The 16,033-nt window shown below is 66.8% G+C and carries 13 protein-coding genes; 8 read left to right on the top strand and 5 right to left on the bottom strand.

Annotated features, from left to right (window positions below; all coding sequences use genetic code 11):
• Nucleotides 1-2 precede the first annotated feature (2 nt).
• Together ACIA49_RS00900 and ACIA49_RS00895 are read left to right on the top strand one after the other, a co-directional pair.
• Complete coding sequence (locus tag ACIA49_RS00900) at nucleotides 3-905, top strand: GNAT family N-acetyltransferase (protein WP_396374995.1); 903 nt, start codon at nucleotides 3-5, stop codon at nucleotides 903-905.
• A gap of 69 nt (nucleotides 906-974) precedes the next feature.
• Nucleotides 975-1,859: a GNAT family N-acetyltransferase gene (locus ACIA49_RS00895; protein WP_396374994.1), complete on the top strand. Its 885-nt coding sequence runs from the start codon at nucleotides 975-977 to the stop codon at nucleotides 1,857-1,859.
• On the opposite strand, the gene ACIA49_RS00890 is transcribed toward ACIA49_RS00895, so the two are convergent.
• Entirely contained in the window at nucleotides 1,856-2,311 is a 456-nt protein-coding gene (locus tag ACIA49_RS00890) for a MaoC family dehydratase (RefSeq protein WP_396374993.1), read from the bottom strand. The two genes, ACIA49_RS00895 and ACIA49_RS00890, sit on opposite strands and share 4 nt — an antisense overlap.
• Nucleotides 2,312-2,333: 22 nt before the next feature.
• Nucleotides 2,334-3,089 (bottom strand): SDR family oxidoreductase, encoded by a 756-nt coding sequence (locus ACIA49_RS00885; protein WP_396374992.1) that lies wholly within the window; start codon nucleotides 3,087-3,089, stop codon nucleotides 2,334-2,336.
• Nucleotides 3,090-3,263: 174 nt separating this feature from the next.
• Here ACIA49_RS00885 and ACIA49_RS00880 point away from each other — a divergent pair, with 174 nt between their 5' ends.
• From ACIA49_RS00880 to ACIA49_RS00865, 4 genes are read left to right on the top strand one after another with little or no spacing between them, the layout of a single operon-like run.
• Nucleotides 3,264-3,638 (top strand): acyl-CoA thioesterase, encoded by a 375-nt coding sequence (locus ACIA49_RS00880; RefSeq protein ID WP_396374991.1) that lies wholly within the window; start codon nucleotides 3,264-3,266, stop codon nucleotides 3,636-3,638.
• Entirely contained in the window at nucleotides 3,635-4,051 is a 417-nt protein-coding gene (locus tag ACIA49_RS00875; RefSeq protein ID WP_396374990.1) for an acyl-CoA thioesterase, read from the top strand. The genes ACIA49_RS00880 and ACIA49_RS00875 overlap by 4 nt, the downstream gene beginning before the upstream one ends.
• 15 nt (nucleotides 4,052-4,066) lie before the next feature.
• On the top strand, nucleotides 4,067-4,486 hold the full coding sequence (locus tag ACIA49_RS00870) for a globin (protein WP_396374989.1): 420 nt from the start codon (nucleotides 4,067-4,069) through the stop codon (nucleotides 4,484-4,486).
• A gap of 21 nt (nucleotides 4,487-4,507) precedes the next feature.
• Nucleotides 4,508-4,936: an OsmC family peroxiredoxin gene (locus ACIA49_RS00865; protein WP_396374988.1), complete on the top strand. Its 429-nt coding sequence runs from the start codon at nucleotides 4,508-4,510 to the stop codon at nucleotides 4,934-4,936.
• Nucleotides 4,937-5,054: 118 nt separating this feature from the next.
• Here ACIA49_RS00865 and ACIA49_RS00860 read toward each other — a convergent pair whose 3' ends face one another.
• The 3 genes from ACIA49_RS00860 to ACIA49_RS00850 all read right to left on the bottom strand — a co-directional run bounded on the left by ACIA49_RS00860 (nucleotide 5,055) and on the right by ACIA49_RS00850 (nucleotide 12,782).
• Nucleotides 5,055-6,050, bottom strand: a complete 996-nt coding sequence (locus ACIA49_RS00860) for a chitinase (protein WP_396374987.1) — start codon at nucleotides 6,048-6,050, stop codon at nucleotides 5,055-5,057.
• A 60-nt stretch (nucleotides 6,051-6,110) separates the two neighbouring features.
• Complete coding sequence (locus tag ACIA49_RS00855) at nucleotides 6,111-11,921, bottom strand: glycoside hydrolase family 88 protein (protein ID WP_396374986.1); 5,811 nt, start codon at nucleotides 11,919-11,921, stop codon at nucleotides 6,111-6,113.
• 111 nt (nucleotides 11,922-12,032) lie between these two features.
• A complete protein-coding gene (locus ACIA49_RS00850) occupies nucleotides 12,033-12,782 on the bottom strand; it encodes a mechanosensitive ion channel family protein (RefSeq protein ID WP_396374985.1) in 750 nt (249 codons plus the stop codon).
• Between the two features lie 43 nt (nucleotides 12,783-12,825).
• On the opposite strand from ACIA49_RS00850, the gene ACIA49_RS00845 reads away from it, so the two are divergent.
• Together ACIA49_RS00845 and malQ are read left to right on the top strand one after the other, a co-directional pair.
• Nucleotides 12,826-13,827 carry a hypothetical protein gene (locus tag ACIA49_RS00845; protein ID WP_396374984.1) on the top strand — a complete coding sequence of 334 codons (1,002 nt, stop codon included), beginning with the start codon at nucleotides 12,826-12,828 and terminating at the stop codon, nucleotides 13,825-13,827.
• 50 nt (nucleotides 13,828-13,877) lie between these two features.
• A complete protein-coding gene (gene malQ, locus ACIA49_RS00840) occupies nucleotides 13,878-15,995 on the top strand; it encodes a 4-alpha-glucanotransferase (RefSeq protein WP_396374983.1) in 2,118 nt (705 codons plus the stop codon).
• The last annotated feature ends 38 nt before the right edge of the window (nucleotides 15,996-16,033 follow it).

Here is a 16,033-nt window from a genome sequence, read left to right as displayed (position 1 = left end):
CCATGGTGATCCGCCCGATCGAGCTTGCCGACGCTGACCAGATCGATGCGATGCTGCACGACGTGCGGCCCTACAACGTCTCGCCACCAGGACTTCGTCGCCGGCGCTTGGAGCAGAGCCTTGCCGATCCGCGCTGTGCGGGCTGGGTGGCTGAGAGCGACGGCGAGCTGATCGGCTGGGGGACGGTGACGCCGACGCGCTTCCGGGATGCCCCGGAGACCTTTCAGGCCGGGGTGATCGTCCGTCCCGAGTACCGGCGGCAGGGCATCGGCAGCGCGCTGACCGACCTGATCAAGGAGCACCTCGGCACGCAGACGGTCCGCGAGCTCCACGCGATGGCGGACACCGAAGGCGTCGGCTTCGCAGTGGCCAGGGGAGGCGTTGCCGGCGACGTCACCCGGCTCTCCGGGGTCCGGCTCGACAACCTCCCGGAGCAGCCTGCCGTGCCAGCTGGTACGTCGATCGTGCCGCTGACCGAGCTGGATCCGCAGGACGTGCATCCGTTGTTCGCGGCAACGGTCCGTGAGATTCCCGGCTTCGAGGACGGCGACATCTCGTACGACGGTTTCCTGAACAGCATCTGGGATGTGGCCAGCGGCAACAGTCGTGACCTGGGAGCCGCGGCGCTGGTTGACGGCACCGTGCGATCAGTGACGCTGGTGGTGCGGGATCGGACCAGCCTGTGGACCAATCTGACCGTCACCTCGCCGGAGTACCGCGGCCGCGGCTTGTCCAGGCTGGTCAAGTGGTTCTCGCTGAGCTGGGCGGCTGAGCACGGCTGCACGATGGCCTACACGGCCAACAGCACCGAGAACGCACCGATGCTGGCAGTCAACACCTGGTTCGGCTACCAACCGGCGGCGAGCGCGACAACGATTACCTGGCGTGGTGATACCGACCTGTAACGTGACAATGCCTGCGCACCGGCCGGGGTGGCAGGTTATCTTCCGGAGAACTTCGGTGAAGGAGTTCCCATGGAGATCAGGGCTGCTGAGGCGAGGGATGTCGACAGCGCCCTCGCGTTCCACGACACGATCGCGCCGTACCTCGTCGTCACCCGGACCAATCTGAACGGGCGGCTGGCGGCACCGCCGAGCGCGGGAGAAGCGATGTTCGCGGCCGTGGACGGTGATGAGGTCGTGGGCTGGGGGAGCGCTGCGCTGACGCCCGGCTCCGATCCGCTGGCTGGTGAGGTGCGGATCCTGGTGCGGCCCGATGTCCGCGGGCGGAGGCTGGGTGCGCAACTGCTCGACGCCGTGCACGCGGAGCTGCGCCGTGCCGGTGCGACCAGTGCGCGGGTGTTCGCCGAGCCGTCGTCCGCGGCCTGGGCAGCGCGCTGGGGCTACGCGCAGACCCGGCAGGTGCACTACGCGGGCATCGATCCCCGCAAGGCGCCTGACCTTCCCGGCCTGCCGACCGGCATCGAGCTGGTCGCGATGAACCAGGTGGACCCGCGCAAGCTCCACGCCGCCAACGAAGTTGCCCAACGCACCAAACCGGGCGACGCCAAGATCGCATCGCAGCCGTACGACGAATGGGTGCAAGATGTCTGGGCCTCACCGGAGTCGGTGCTGGACCTGAGCGTGGTCGCGATGCTCGAGGACGAGGTCATCGGGTTCACGCTCGGCCGCGGTGACCGGACCCGGATCTGGTCGAAGATGACCTCGACGATGCCGGAGTACCGCGGGCGTGGGCTGGCGAAGCTGGTCAAGGCTGCCGCCCTGCAGCGCGCCGCCGCGGCCGGGGTGCAGAACTGCTACACCGCCAACTACGACGGCAACGCTCCGATGCTCGCGGTGAACGAGTGGCTCGGCTACTACCGCGTCGCCACTCACTCTGTACTGGTCTGTCCTCTTTAAGGAACGAGCAGTACGACGGTCTCCGCGACGCAGGCCGGCTTGGTGGAACCCTCCAGCTCGATCACCCAGTTGAGCGACACCTGGATGCCGGCCGGGGTCTCGGCGGTGTTGGCGATCGAGGCACCGGCCCGGACCCGGGAGCCGACCGGGACCGGCGTGGGGAAGCGGACCTTGTTCACGCCGTAGTTGAGCTTGGCGGTCACTCCAGAGACGGAGAACAGTTCGTCACCGAAGCGCGCGATCAGGCTCAGGGTGAGATAGCCGTGCGCGATCGTGCCGCCGTACGGGCCCTTGGTGGCGCGCTCGACGTCGACGTGGATCCACTGGTGGTCACCGGTCGCCTCGGCGAACTGGTTCACCTGCTCCTGGGTGATCTCGAGCCACTCGGACTCGCCGAGCGAGGTGCCGACGGCGTTGACGACCTCGTCGACACCGGTGAAAGACGTTGGCATTACTGGCTCCTCAGTGCTGCGACTAGTTGCGAGGTCCGCCGGCGACGTACAGGACCTGGCCGGAGACGAAGCCGGACTCCTCGCTGCAGAAGAACGAGGCGGCGGCGGCGATGTCCTCGGGCTTGCCGGTGCGCTGCACCGGGATCGAGGCCGCGGTCGCCTTCTTGAACTCCTCGAAGTCCACGCCGACCCGGGCCGCGGTGGCCGCGGTCATGTCGGTCTCGATGAACCCGGGGGCGATGGCGTTCGCGGTGACGCCGAACTTGCCCAGCTCGAAGGCCAGCGTCTTGGCCAGGCCCTGGAGGCCGGCCTTCGCGGAGGCGTAGTTCGCCTGGCCGCGGTTGCCCAGCGCCGAGGTGGAGGAGAGGAACACCATCCGGCCGTAGCCCGCCTCGACCATGTGCGCCTGGACGGCCTTCGACATCAGGAAGCTGCCCTTGAGGTGCACGGACATGACCGTGTCCCAGTCGTCCTCGGACATCTTGAAGAGCAGATTGTCGCGCAGGACGCCGGCGTTGTTCACCAGGATCGTCGGGGCGCCCAGCTCGGCGACCACCCGCTCGACCGCGGCGGCGACCTGGTCGGCCTTGCTCACGTCGGCGCCGATCGCGATGGCCTTGCCGCCGGCGTCGGTGATCGTCTTGACGGTGCCCGCACAGGCGCCCTCGTCCAGGTCGAGGACCGCGACCGCGTTCCCGTCCTTGGCGAGTCGCAGCGCGACGGCCGCGCCGATTCCCCGGGCTGCCCCGGTCACAATCGCCACTCGCTGCTGCGTCATCGCCGCTCCCTACCGATAGGTATTACTGCCGAGGATGACATTACCCACGCACTGTCACACCCGGACCACCCAGGATGCGATGATCGCCGTGTGGATCATCACAGCTCGGGGCGGTGGGGCGGGGAAAGTATGAACAACAGACATGTCTATTACTGTCCGCTGCGTTGGGGGGACATGGACGCGCTGGGCCACGTGAACAACGGCAAGTACGTCGACTACCTCCAGGACGCCCGCGTCGACTTCCTGTTCCGGACCGCGGCCGAGCTGGGTGCGGACACGCTGGAGACCGGTCTGCTGGTGGCCCGGCACGAGGTCCAGTACCGCGCGCCGCTGCACCACCGCGCCGAGCCGGTCCGGATCGAGCTGTGGATCAGTGAGATCAGGGCGGCCCAGTTCACCGTCGACTACGAGATCCTCGACCTGGAGCCGACCAGGAAGACCTACGTCGAGGCCCGGACCAAGCTCGTCCCCTTCGACTTCAAGGCCAACCGCCTGCGCCGGATCGCTCCGGAGGAGCGCGTCGTACTGGAGAGGCTGGTTGGCTCATGACCTTCACCCACCCGGTCCTGGTGCGGTGGTCGGACATCGATTCGTACGACCACGTCAACAACGTCCGGTACTTCGACTACCTCCAGGAAGCGCGCATCGCCTTCCTGAGCCATCTCGTGGACTCGCGCGACTACTTCGCCGAGTACCCGGTGGTCCTGGTCAGTCAGACGGTCGACTACCTGCGGCCGATCCTGCTCCGGCACCCGCCGTACGACGTGGACGTGTGGATCGAGTCAGTCGGTACGACGTCGTACACGATGGGCTCACGCATCGTCGACCGCAGCGGGGAGACCGAGGACGTCTACGCGAAGGCCACGTCGGTGCTGGTGGCCGTGGACGGCGTCACCCACGCCAAACGCGAGCTGCTCGCCCCCGAACGGGCAGCCCTCGAACAGCAGCTTAGGACGACTTGAGACACTGGTCTCGACATGAGTGACGCAGAGAGCTTCTACGACGCCGTCGGTGGGGCGGACACCTTCCACCGGCTGGTGGCGGCGTTCTACCGCGGTGTCGCCACCGACCCCGAGCTACGGCCGATGTACCCGGAGCAGGACCTCGGTCCGGCCGAGGTGCGGTTCCGGATGTTCCTGGAGCAGTACTGGGGTGGGCCGCGCACCTACTCCGAGGAGCGGGGGCATCCGCGGCTGCGGATGCGGCACATGCCGTTCGCGGTCACTCCGCGGCAGCGGGACAACTGGCTCCGTCACATGCGGGCCGCACTGGACGAGATCGCCCTCAGCCCGGAACGGGACGAGGAGATCTGGCGGTACATGGTGATGGCCGCGCAGAGCATGGTGAACACCGACGAACCGAACTACCCCGGCGCGATCGACGTGTCCGGCAACTAAGACCTTTTCGCAAGGAGAACCATGGCAACCGTTCGTACGGCCAAGACGCACTGGGAAGGCTCGCTGATCGAGGGCGCCGGGCAGGTCGCCCTGGAGTCCTCCGGCGTCGGCACCTTCGACGTCTCGTGGGCCTCGCGCGCCAACGACGCCAACGGCAAGACCAGCCCGGAAGAGCTGATCGCGGCCGCGCACTCGGCGTGCTTCTCGATGGCGCTGTCGCACGCGCTGACCGAGGGCGGCAACGCGCCGGAGGCGCTGGACACCAAGGCCGACGTCACCTTCCAGCCGGGTGAGGGCATCACCGGGATCGTGCTGTCGGTCAACGGCAAGGTGCCGGGCCTGACCGCCGACGAGTTCGCGGAGTTCGCGCAGGGCGCGAAGGAGAACTGCCCGGTCTCCAAGGCGCTGGCCGGTACGACGATCACGCTGGACGTCACCTTCACCGCCTGAGCGCCCAGTCCGCGTTTGGTGGGTTCCCCCACCAAACGCGAGGTTCCCCCACCGGTTTTCGGTGGGGGAACCTCCTATTTGGGGGGTGCACCCACCAAATGGGACTGAGCGGGGTGGATTAGCCGTGGAACTGTGCTGCGATCTTCGTGAAGGCGTAGGCGCTCTGCGAGATCCCACTGCAGTCGGAGCCCGCGTCACCGCCGCCGCCACACTGCCGGTCCCGGTTGATGGCCCAGTAGGTGAACCGCGCCAGGTGGTGCTGCTGCGCGTAGCTGAGCATCGCCTGGTAGTTCGCGACCGTGACGGTCTCACCGTCGTCGGTCTTGCCGTTCATCGACGAGATGCCCATGTGCCGGTACGCCGTGTCGTCGCTCCAGCCGTAGGCGGTCTTGAGCTTGCCCTTCAGGCCTTCCTCGGCCTGCTGGGTCAGCGTCGCCATGTTGGCCGAGCCGCCACCGAAGTCGAACGGCATCAGCACCCAGCCGTCCGGGGTGAAGCCGGAGTTCTTGGCCTTGGTGATCAGGCCGCTGCCCCAGCTGTCCGGGCCGGTCTTCTCGGTGCCCATGGTGATGTAGATCTTCAGCCCGGAGTTGTTGGCCCGGACGGTCTTCAGGGCGTCCACGACGCGCTGCTGGACGGTGTTGTTCTGGAATTCGGTGTTCTCGATGTCGATGTCGATCGCCTTCAGGCCGAAGGCGTTGATCACCTTCTGGTACGCACCGGCCAGGGCGGAGGCCGACGTACACCGGACGCCGAGCTTGTCGCCGTCCCAGCCACCGAACGACGGGATGACGTCGCCGCCGGCGCCGCGGATGCTGTTGATGACGGACTGGTCGTTGCCGCCGGTGAGACTGCGGTTGCCGTCCCACTTCGGGTTGCAACTGCCGTCGGCCAGTACGAAGGCCATCGTGAACCACTGGTTGCCGGCGGCCTTCATGATGTCGGTCGCCTTCTGCGGACTACCCCAGCCGAGGTACAGGTACGGCGCCGCGCCGATGCTGGCGGGGTCGGCCTGGACGGCGCTGGGTGCGGCCTGGGCGGCGGCTGCCGCGCCGAGGGCCAGGGAACCTGCCGCAAGAGCGGCGGCGGCCATTCTGAGCGTGCGTAAGCGCATCGCGAACCTCAATCCTGGGGGCGAAAGGACTTGGGTCTCACACTAAGTTAGGAAAGTTTCCTATTCATTTCCCGGACGATCATGACTCGCTGTCTGCCCGCGGTCAATATCCGTGCCGGATGTTTTTAGCTGCTCGTTCATGATCAGGAACGCCCCGAGTCCGTGGAAGTCGTTGGTCGCCCGCTCCCGGCCGGCGTAGTACGCGTAGTCGCCGACGTTGGTCCCGATGCTGATGTCCTTCAGGTTCGTCCGCCCGTCGCTGCCGAGCGAGACTTTCGCCAGCACTCCTTGGTATCCGTGATCAGCGACTGCTTGGTACGACGAGGCGACGTACCCACGCTGCACGGCCCGGGAGATGACGAAGGTGTACATCGACGAGCAGGACGTCTCGGTCCAGTTGTCGCTCCGGCTGCCCTTGTCGACGACCTGGAACCACCGTCCGGTCTTCGGATCCTGATAATGCGCGTACGCCGCGACCAGCTTCCGCAGTACGTCGATCAGCTCGGCCCGCCGGGGCTGGTCCGTCGGAACCGCTTCGAGGACGTCGATGACCGCCATCCCGTACCAACCCTCGGCGCGGCACCAGACCTCCGGCGACAGCCCGGTCTTGGGATCCGCCCAGCTCTGGGCGCGAGCTTCGTCGTACGCGTGCCGTAGTAGTCCGTTGGGCTGCTGCAGGTGGCTCGCGTACGTGAGCAGTTGGTTGACGGTCTCCTTGCTGGTGTAGGACGAGTCGCCGAACTCGCGACCGTACTCCGCGAGGAAGGGATCGACCATGAACACCCCGTCACCCCAGAGCTGGTGCTGCCGGCTGGTGGCGTGCCAGAAGCCGCCGTCGGCAGTGCGCGGGTAGGTGTCGAGTCTGGTGCGGATCTTGGTCGCAGCGATCTTGTAGCGGTTGTCGCCGGTCTCATGGTGCAGCAGGACGAGCAGCCGGCCGGAGAGCATGCTGTCGAGGTTGTTGAAGCTGTTGTTGAGGTTTCCGGACGAGTCGACGAACCTGTCGACCCACGCCTTGATGTAGGCCAGGTACTTGGGGTCATGCGTGCGTTCGTAGACCAGGTACTGCCCGTAGAGGTACAGACCGACCGGATAGGACCAGCCGCCGATCGTGGTCGGCTTGTAGCGCGCCATAGTCGAGTTGACCATCGCCACCGACCAGTCCGGCGCTGCGATCGCTTGGGTGGCTGGGGTTGTGACGTCGAGGTAGTCCAGGTTGGGAGCGCCGTCGGCAGTCGTTGCTGTCACCCGGATGGTGTTCGTACCGGCCTTGAGGTTCGCAGTGGTCACTAGCGTGCGCCACAGGGTCCAAGCGCCAGTGGACGGTACGGCGACGTTCTTGGTGACCACGGTCCCGTTGACCGAGATATCCACGCCCCGGTTGGCGGTAGTGCCGTTGGCGTGGTCGAAGGTGAGCGTGGCCCGGCCGGCCTGCGCGCTGTTGATGGTCCACTGCACGTAGCCGCCGACCGCGTTGGGTGTGTTGACGAAGCCGCTGCCGGAGAAGCCGGAGTGGTCGGTGTCGACAGTGCTGCCGCTGGAGCTGGTTGCCGACTCCGCTTCGAGGCGCGTCGTCGTACCGGCTCGAGAGACGCGGTACAGGACGGTGCCGTGGCTTGGGACCGACGCACTGATCGCACCACTCGTGGTCCGGCTCGCCTTACTCCACAGGTCTTTCAGCGTGTACGACGATGCTCCGCCGAGCCCCAGCGCGGCTGCTGTCGTGGAGATGGTGGCAGCGGTGGGGGTCTCGTTGGAGAGGGCCACTGCGCGATCACCGTTGGCCAGAGTCTTGCCGTAGACAACCAATCCGCCCGAAGAGCTGACCACAGTGCCCTGGCGGCCGAGCTTGTCCTGATCGATCGCGATCACGTCGTGGTTGGTGAGGATGTCGAACGTCTCGGCGGACGCCTTGCGCAGGTCGGTGCCGATGAGCAGGGGAGCGGACATCATCGCCCACAGGCTCAGGTGCGTGCGGTACTCGGTCGCGGTCATTCCGCCGTTGCCGACCTCGAGCATGTCCGGGTCATTCCAGTGCCCAGGTCCGGCGTACTGGGCAAGGACCCGGTTGGCCTGGGCCTTGCCGATCATGCTGCCCCAGTTGTCGCTGATGTCGCCGGTGGTGCGCCACAGATTGCCGACGTCCTTGCCCCACTGCCACACCGGCGGCGGGCCGGTACGCCCCCACTCGCAGATCGAGTAGGTGATGGGACGACCGGTGTTGAGCAGTGCGTCCCGCATCGCCTTGTAGCGCTGCTGGGCGTCCACGCCTTGGTTGTTGCAGTTGTCGTACTTGAGGTAGTCGACACCCCAAGAGGCGAACAGGTTGGCGTCCTGCTGCTCGTGACCGAGGCCGCCGGGGAAGCCTGCGGTGTTGCAGGTCTTGGTGCCGGCACTGGTGTAGATGCCGAACTTGAGTCCCTTGCCGTGCACGTAGTCGGCAAGGCTCTTGATGCCGTTGGGGAAGCGCGCCGGGTCCGGGACCAGGTTGCCCTGGGCGTCGCGCTGCGGGAGCGCCCAGCAGTCGTCGATGTTGACGTACTGGTACCCGGCGTCCTTGAGGCCGCGGCTGACGAACAGATCCGCGATGCTCTTGATCATCGCCTCGTTGAAGGTGCTGGAGCACTTGGTCGAGTTCCAGTTGTTGAAACCCATCGGTGGAGTCAAAGCCAATCCATTGGCCAGTGCGAGACCGTTGTCCAGCAAGGGCCTCGGGCAGTTCTGCGAGGAGTCCGTCGCTTTGACTCGCAGGTCACCAGTAGCGCAGTAGCCCGCGACTGTCTGGAAGCCGAGGTCGAAGGGGCTCGCCGTACCGCGCTGGGCGGTGAAGCCGGTCAGCCCGACGTCAGCTGAGTTGTTGGCGATCACTGCGGGCCGGCCGTCGTTCTTGCTGAAGTGCAGTGAGCTGTTGGTGAAGTGAACGCCCTCCACCTGCCGTGCGTACCACCCGTACGACGGCCTGGTCCCGATGCTGTTCGGGTTGTAGTTGGTGGGGTCGTTGCTCGGTACGCCGGTGCTCATCGTCCCGTTGCCGCCCGGAACGGTCAGGTGGACGTTGTCGAAGCTGATGTCGTGGATCCGGTGGCCCGACTCACCCCACAGCGTCGGGCTGTACGCCGTACCCCGGGAACCGTCGTACGTGCCGGTGACGTTCTGGTAGGTGATGTTGCTGATCGATCCGACGCCGGGGTTGTCCCCACAGCGTCTCCGGGTGCCGATCTTCTGCATGATGTGCCCGCGGGTGCCGGTCATCGTGATGTCGCGGTAGTGCACGTCGGAGATGTTGCTGCCGTCCATCGAGACCAGTCCGAGGCCGGACTTGCTCGCACCGGTGATCTTGATCCGGTCGAAGGCGTAGTCGGTGAAATCACCGCAGGTCTCCGAGCCGAACATCAGAGCGTTGCAGCAGTCGGCCGACAGTTGGGAGTCGGAGACCCGGACGTGGCCGTTGTCGATGGTGCGGCCGAGTGCCCAGTCGCTCTTGAAGACGAGCGCGTCGTCGTTCGCGGCGATCTTCGCGTGGTTGACCGTCACGTTCTTCGCGTTGATCACATTCCAGCCGTCGCGGTCGTCGGCGGTCTCGATCCGCAGGTTGTCCGAGCTGATGTTGTCGCAGCCGTTGGTGAGCATCGCGAAGTGGCCGCCGCGACGCAGCCGGATCCCGTCCACCCGCAGTCCGGAGCAGCGGGTCAACGAGATGATCTTGTCCGCCTGACCGGCCTTGGGGTTGCCGGTGATCAGGTGGTCGCCGCCGTCGATCGTGCCGGTCCCGGTGAAAGCGATGTCGGTGAGCTGGTCGCCCCACAGCATCGCGTCGTGGAAGTGGCTGTGGCCGTAGTCCTGGTATTTGTCGTTGGGGTTGGCCTCGGCCGCGTCGTACTTGTCGTCGGCGGCGCCAAGGATCGTCGCACCGGAGTCGAGCTGGTAGATGATCTTGCTCTTCAGATGGATCGTGTTGGCGCTCTTGTAGGTGCCGGACGGAAACCGGACTGTGCCGCCGCCGGCGTTGGCTGCCGCAGTGATCGCCTTGTTGATCGCAGCGGTGTCGTTCGCCTTGCCATCACCCTTGGCACCGTAGGCCTTCACACTGAACTCGGCAGCGGCTGCCAACTGAGTCGACCGGGGGTACGCCGTACCGACCCAGGTCTCGTCGATGCGCAGGCGCTTGTAGCGGGTGGTGTCGCTGGAGGCCGCGTGGGTGTTCACCACTTCCAGCCGGAGGTAGCGGGTGGTTGTCGCCGGGAGGTCGATGAAGGCGACGCCGCGGCGGCTCGGGAGGGTGCCGGTCTTGATGGGTGAGCCCCAGGTCGTTCCGTCGGTGCTGGCGTAGACGCGGTAGTCCTTGATGCGTGCGGACTGTTCGGTCGCCGACCGCGCGTACGCGACGGAGTCCTCGCGCTGGTTGATCCCGAGGTACCGGACTGGCTTGGCTGAGCCGAGGTCGTAGCGCAGCGAGGCAGGAGTGGTCTTGTTGGTGTCCCAGAAGGTCAGATAGCTGCCGTCAGAAGCGGCGGGTGCGCTCGTCGTGGCGTGCAGGATGCCTTCGCGCCCGGCGGTCTCGACCTTGAAGACGGTGTCGTACGGGTCCCAGGTGCTAACACCGGTCAGAGTGAGTACGCCGTTCGCCTGGGAGTGCGCAATGACCTTGCCGGTGCGCAGGTCGGTGACCCGGTCGACCCGGTAGCCGTTGTCGCGGATCCGCAGGGTGCTCGTGGACGGCCGGGTCAGGACGTGGATGTAGTGCTCGTCCGGGTTGCTGCGGCTGACCGTGGTGACCCCATGGGCTCCGTCGTTCCAGAACCCCGGTTGCAGACCGCCGTACAGGTAGCCGCCGCCTTCGGTGCCGTTGAGCGACGGCCAGATGGGCTGCAGATATTTGTCAAGGAGGTTGTTAAAACTCTCTTGCTTGGACGGGAAGCGGCCGTTGACCATCGCAGTCTCGGCCATCAGTGCCTTGATCGACGAACCGGCGTTGCTGACGAGCCGGCCGATCGTGAGCTTGGGGTCCACGGCCGGGTCGGAGCCGCCGTACCACCAGGCGCCGGTCGACGGGAGCTTGAAGTCGGCCTCGATCAGCCGCGGCCCCGCGGTGTAGACAGCCTGCGGATAGTCGTAGTCCGGGGACATGCCGGTCTTCTGCTCGTTGCTGATCATGTCCATGATCGGCGTGTCCTCGTTGTTGTTGCTCAGCGTGTACGACGGGCGCTCGCGCCGGATCCGCTCGTACAGGCCGTGACGTTCCCAGTAGGCGTTGTCGTTGTCGATCCAGAAGCCGCCGAGATTCGGGTAGCGCTGCATCACCTCGACGAAGTTGTCGTAGCTGAACTCGCCGAACCCGTCGCGCGTGGTCAGGTCGACCGAGTGGCCCTTGTACTTCGAGTAGGCCGCGGAATCGAGCCAATCCTTGCCTGCTGGCAGGCCTTCGGCGTGCCACTGCGGGTCGTCGGTCATGTAGAGGATGACCTTCAGGCCCTTCGCGGACGCGGCGTCGATTGTCTCCTGGACGAGGTCGCGGCCGGTGTGGCAGCTGCCCGGGATGGCGCTCGGCCACGGCCGTGCGTAGCCGAGCCGGCTGTGGAAGGTGGCCAGGACCAGGTACTGCGTGTGCAGCTTCTGGGCCTCGCGGACCCAGTAGGCGGGGTCCCAGCCGCCGGATTTCACGGCGCTCTCCCAGGCGCTGCAACTGGTGTAGCCGGGGGAGGTTCGCATCCCCCAGTGCAGGAACAGTCCGCCGACCGAGTCGCGGAGGAACTGCTGCCGGGGATGCTGCACCTCGGCGTGCGCGGTCGTCGGAAGACTGACCAGGGAGGTGGCGAGGAGGGGGATGGAAAGGAGTGCCGCCAGGGCGCGGCGGAGGGCGGGTACGCGCATCGCTAGCTCCAAAACCGGGGGCGTCGGATTTGGTTAGGAAGGTTTCCTAATCACTAGCGATGATGACCCTCGGTGCTGGCGCGGTCAAGATGCGTGATGGCGAATTTTGTTCTATTCCGTCGGAAGGTGAGCGTCGCCCTCGGCCTTCTCGGTGGCGCTGCCGACCCCGGACGGCGCCGACGACCCCGGGTCGCGGGTGGACAGGTTGCCGATCCGCATCACCTCGCCGTTGCGGACGTACCAGGTGGTGCCGTCCTCGCCGCGCAGCGTGGTGATCCGCAGGCCGACCCCGATCACGGTGCCGGTCGCCTTCTCCATGTCGATCAGGTCGCCGACGCCGTACTGGTCCTCGAAGATCATGAAGATGCCGGCCAGGAAGTCCTTGACCAGCGTCTGGGCGCCGAAACCGAGCGCGACGCCGATGATGCTCGTCGCGGTGATCACCGGCAGGATGTCGAAGCCGAGCTCCGCCAGCACCATCACCACCAGGACTGCGGTGAGCACGATCGTCACCACGCTGCACAGCAGTGAAGCGATCGTTTCGGCGCGCTGGGTCCGGCGCTCGGTGGCCAGGTTGTTCTCGACGAAGTCCTGGCCGAGCTTCGATTTCGACAGCACCCCGGCCACGGCGCCGTTGCCGGTCCGCCGGGCGAACCGCCGGATCACCTTGTGCAGCACCCAGCGCAGCACGAAGAAACCGATGGTCAGGGCGAGGATCCGGGCGGGGACCATGATGATCTCGTCGGTCACCTCGAGCTTGCCGTCGTTGCCCCACCGGAAGAAGGTTGGGAGCTCGAAAGCACGGGCAAACAGGGGGTGACTGAACGCGGACACAAGGTAGCTGGTCAGAATAGGCATCATCGCCGCCCGATCATAGTGACCTTCACAAGGGAGAGACGATCGCATGCCCAGCCGCTTGGACGACGAGCTGCTCCGGCTCGTGAGCGCGGGCGTGCTGCGCCAGTACCAGGCTGAGTCGCTCCGGGACGCGGCCGATGCCGAGGTGGACGCAGCGGTGGCTGCCGCCGCGCGCAACCGGCCCGAGCCGGCCGCGCCTCCGCCGCCGAAACCACCACGGACGCCGCCGGTCGCACCGCACTCGAACGCTCTGGTCGAGGTTCTCGGGTACGTCGGTGGCGCGCTCCTGCTCGGCGCCGTGGCGTTGCTCACGCTCGCCAACTGGGGCGAGATGGGCCGGGCGGCCCGGATCAGCACCGGGAGCGTCGCAGCGGTCGTTCTCCTCGGCTCTGCGGTGCTGCTGAAGCTCTTCCGGCGACGGGACCAGCTCGCCTCGGCGCTGGCCTCGCTCGGCTGTTGTGTGGCCGGTTTCGCCACGTACGTCGCGATCGAGGGCGAGGCGGGTCGGGTTATCGGGGTCGCCGTCGCGCTCGCACTGGCCTGCCTCGGGCTGTGGTGGCTGGCCGGATCGTCGTTGCTGGTGGCAACGTTCGGCATCCTGGCCGTCGGGGTGCTGGTGATCACCGCCGACGTGCTGACGCCGAGCGACGGATCGGCGTCGAACTCCGCCGGGATCGCCGGGACGGGATTCATCCTGGTCGCGTTCGTGCTGGGGATGCTCGGGCTGGTCCGCGACCAGCCGACCGCCTGGTCGCTGGCCGGGGCGGCGATGTTCAGCTCGTCCATCTGCTGGCTGATCCAGGACCGTGGCGAGATCATGGCGCTGGCGGTCGGAACCGCCGGTCCGGCCGCGCTGCTGGTCGCCTACGGGCGGCAGCGCGCATCGGCGTACGCGGTGGTCGGATGCTCGATCCTGCTGGTCATCTGGCCGACCGCGCTCTACCAGCTGACCGACAACGTCGCCGGCGTAGCTATCGGACTGGTTGTGGCCAGTGGTGCCCTCCTCTTTGCAGTGCTTCTGTTAAGTCGCCGACGGGCAGCGGACTGACACGGCGCTGCGTTACGCACTGACCGCCTCGATACGGCAGACTCGCTGGGGTGACTGCTCCCACCCCGGCCCTTGTCGAGCTAGCGGTTGCCCATGGTGTGGCGACGGAGTACTGGAACTGGCAAGGCGAGCATGTGGTCGTCTCCAGTGAGGTTGTCTCCACTGTGCTCGCGGCACTGGGGGTGGATGCCTCTACCCCGGAAAAGGCTGCTGAGGCCTTGGACGACCATCAGCAGGCGCGCTGGCGGCGGACGCTGCCGGCCACTGTGGTGATGCGCGCGGGCTGGACGCCTTGGTTCGCCGTACACCTGCCGCATGGGTCCACCGCCGAGGTGTGGGTCGATCTGGAGGACGGCGGTCAGCGCCGGGACATCCCGCAGCAGGAGCACTGGGTCGAGCCGGAGTTTGTCGACGGCGTACAGATCGGTGAGGCGACCTACCAGCTGCCGGGTGACCTGCCGATCGGCTACCACCGGTTGTGCGCGCGGATCGGCGGCAATCCGGAGATCTCGGTCGGCACTCTGATCGTCACGCCGAGCAAGCTGGAGCCGGAGAAGCTGGACCGCACCTGGGGCTGGGTGCTGCAGCTGTACTCCGTTCGCTCGCGACGCTCGTGGGGGATCGGCGACCTGCACGACCTCGCCGACCTGGCCGCCTGGTCTGCCAACGACCTGGGTGCCGGGTTCGTCCTGATCAACCCGCTGCACGCTGCAGAGCTGGCCGGGCGGATGGAGCCCTCGCCGTATCTGCCGGCCTCGCGACGGTTCGGCAACCCGATCTACCTGCGCATCGAAGACATCGACGAGTACGGCGACCTGGCGCCTGCCGAGCGTGATCGCGTCCGGACGCTCAGCCTGCAAGCACGGGCTCTGAGCGAGGATGCGAACGCACTGGATCGCGACACGGTCTGGGCGTTCAAGCGTGAAGCCCTGCAGTTGCTGTTCGGTGTCAGGCCGTCGATAGGGCGTATCGCTGAGTACGGCGCGTACTGCGATCGTGAGAACCAGGGACTGGTCGACTTCGCGACCTGGGCGGCGATCTCCGATGTCCGCGGGCCGGAGTGGAGCAAGTGGCCCGAGGAACTGCAGAGCCCGACCAGCCCCGCCGTGGTCGCGTTCCGCAACGAGAACCCCGACGCTGTGGAGTTCCACTGCTGGCTGCAGTGGCAGATGGATGACCAGCTCGCCCGGACGCAGGCCAGAGCCAAGACGGCCGGGATGTCGCTCGGCGTCGTCCATGACCTAGCAGTCGGTGTGCACCCGGACGGTGCGGACGCATGGGCGCTGCAGCATGTGCTGGCGCAGGGCATCCACGTCGGAGCGCCGCCGGACGCGTTCAACCAGCAGGGACAGGACTGGTCGCAGCCGCCTTGGCGGCCGGATGCACTGGCCGAGACCGGCTACGCCGCTTGGCGGGACCTGGTCCGCGCAGTGATGCGCCACGGCGGTGGACTGCGGATCGACCACATCCTCGGCATGTTCCGGCTGTGGTGGGTCACGTCGCCGGAGCGGCCGACCGAGGGCACCTACGTGCGCTACGACCACGAAGCGCTGATCGGCATCCTCGTGCTGGAGGCCACCCGGGCCGGCGTGACGGTGGTGGGGGAGGACCTCGGCACAGTCGAGCCATGGGTCCGTGACTACCTGACTGAGCGCGGCGTCCTCGGTACGTCGGTGCTGTGGTTCGAGCGGGATGCGGACGGCAAGCCGCTCGCCCCGGAGCGTTGGCGCGAGCTTTGCCTCGCCACGGTCACCACTCATGACCTGCCGCCGACCGCGGGCTACCTGGCCGGCGACCACGTCGAACTGCGCAACCGGCTCGGCCTCCTGACCCGTCCGGTGGCCGAAGAGCTGGCCCTGGACGAGGCGGATCGCGATGCGTGGCTGGATGCACTGCGTGAACGCCACCTGCTCCGCTACACCGACGGTGATGTCGAGCGCATCGTCGAAGCCCTGCACCAGTACGTCGCGCACACCCCGTCGAAGCTGGTCGGTGTCGCGCTCACCGACGCCGTGGGCGAACGCCGTACCCAGAACCAGCCGGGGACGACGGACGAATATCCGAACTGGCGCATTCCGCTCGGCGGGCCGCGGGGCGAACCGGTTCTCGTCGAGGACCTGCCCAACAATCTCCGACTCAGGCGTTTGATCGGTGCCCTGACCATCTGAAATTTCTTCCTTTCCGTAGTTATCCGCTCACGAGTTGT

The sequence above is a fragment of the Kribbella sp. NPDC051587 genome (assembly GCF_044453945.1).
Taxonomy (GTDB): Bacteria; Actinomycetota; Actinomycetes; order Propionibacteriales; family Kribbellaceae; genus Kribbella.
This window is presented reverse-complemented; position numbering and strand designations above follow the sequence as displayed.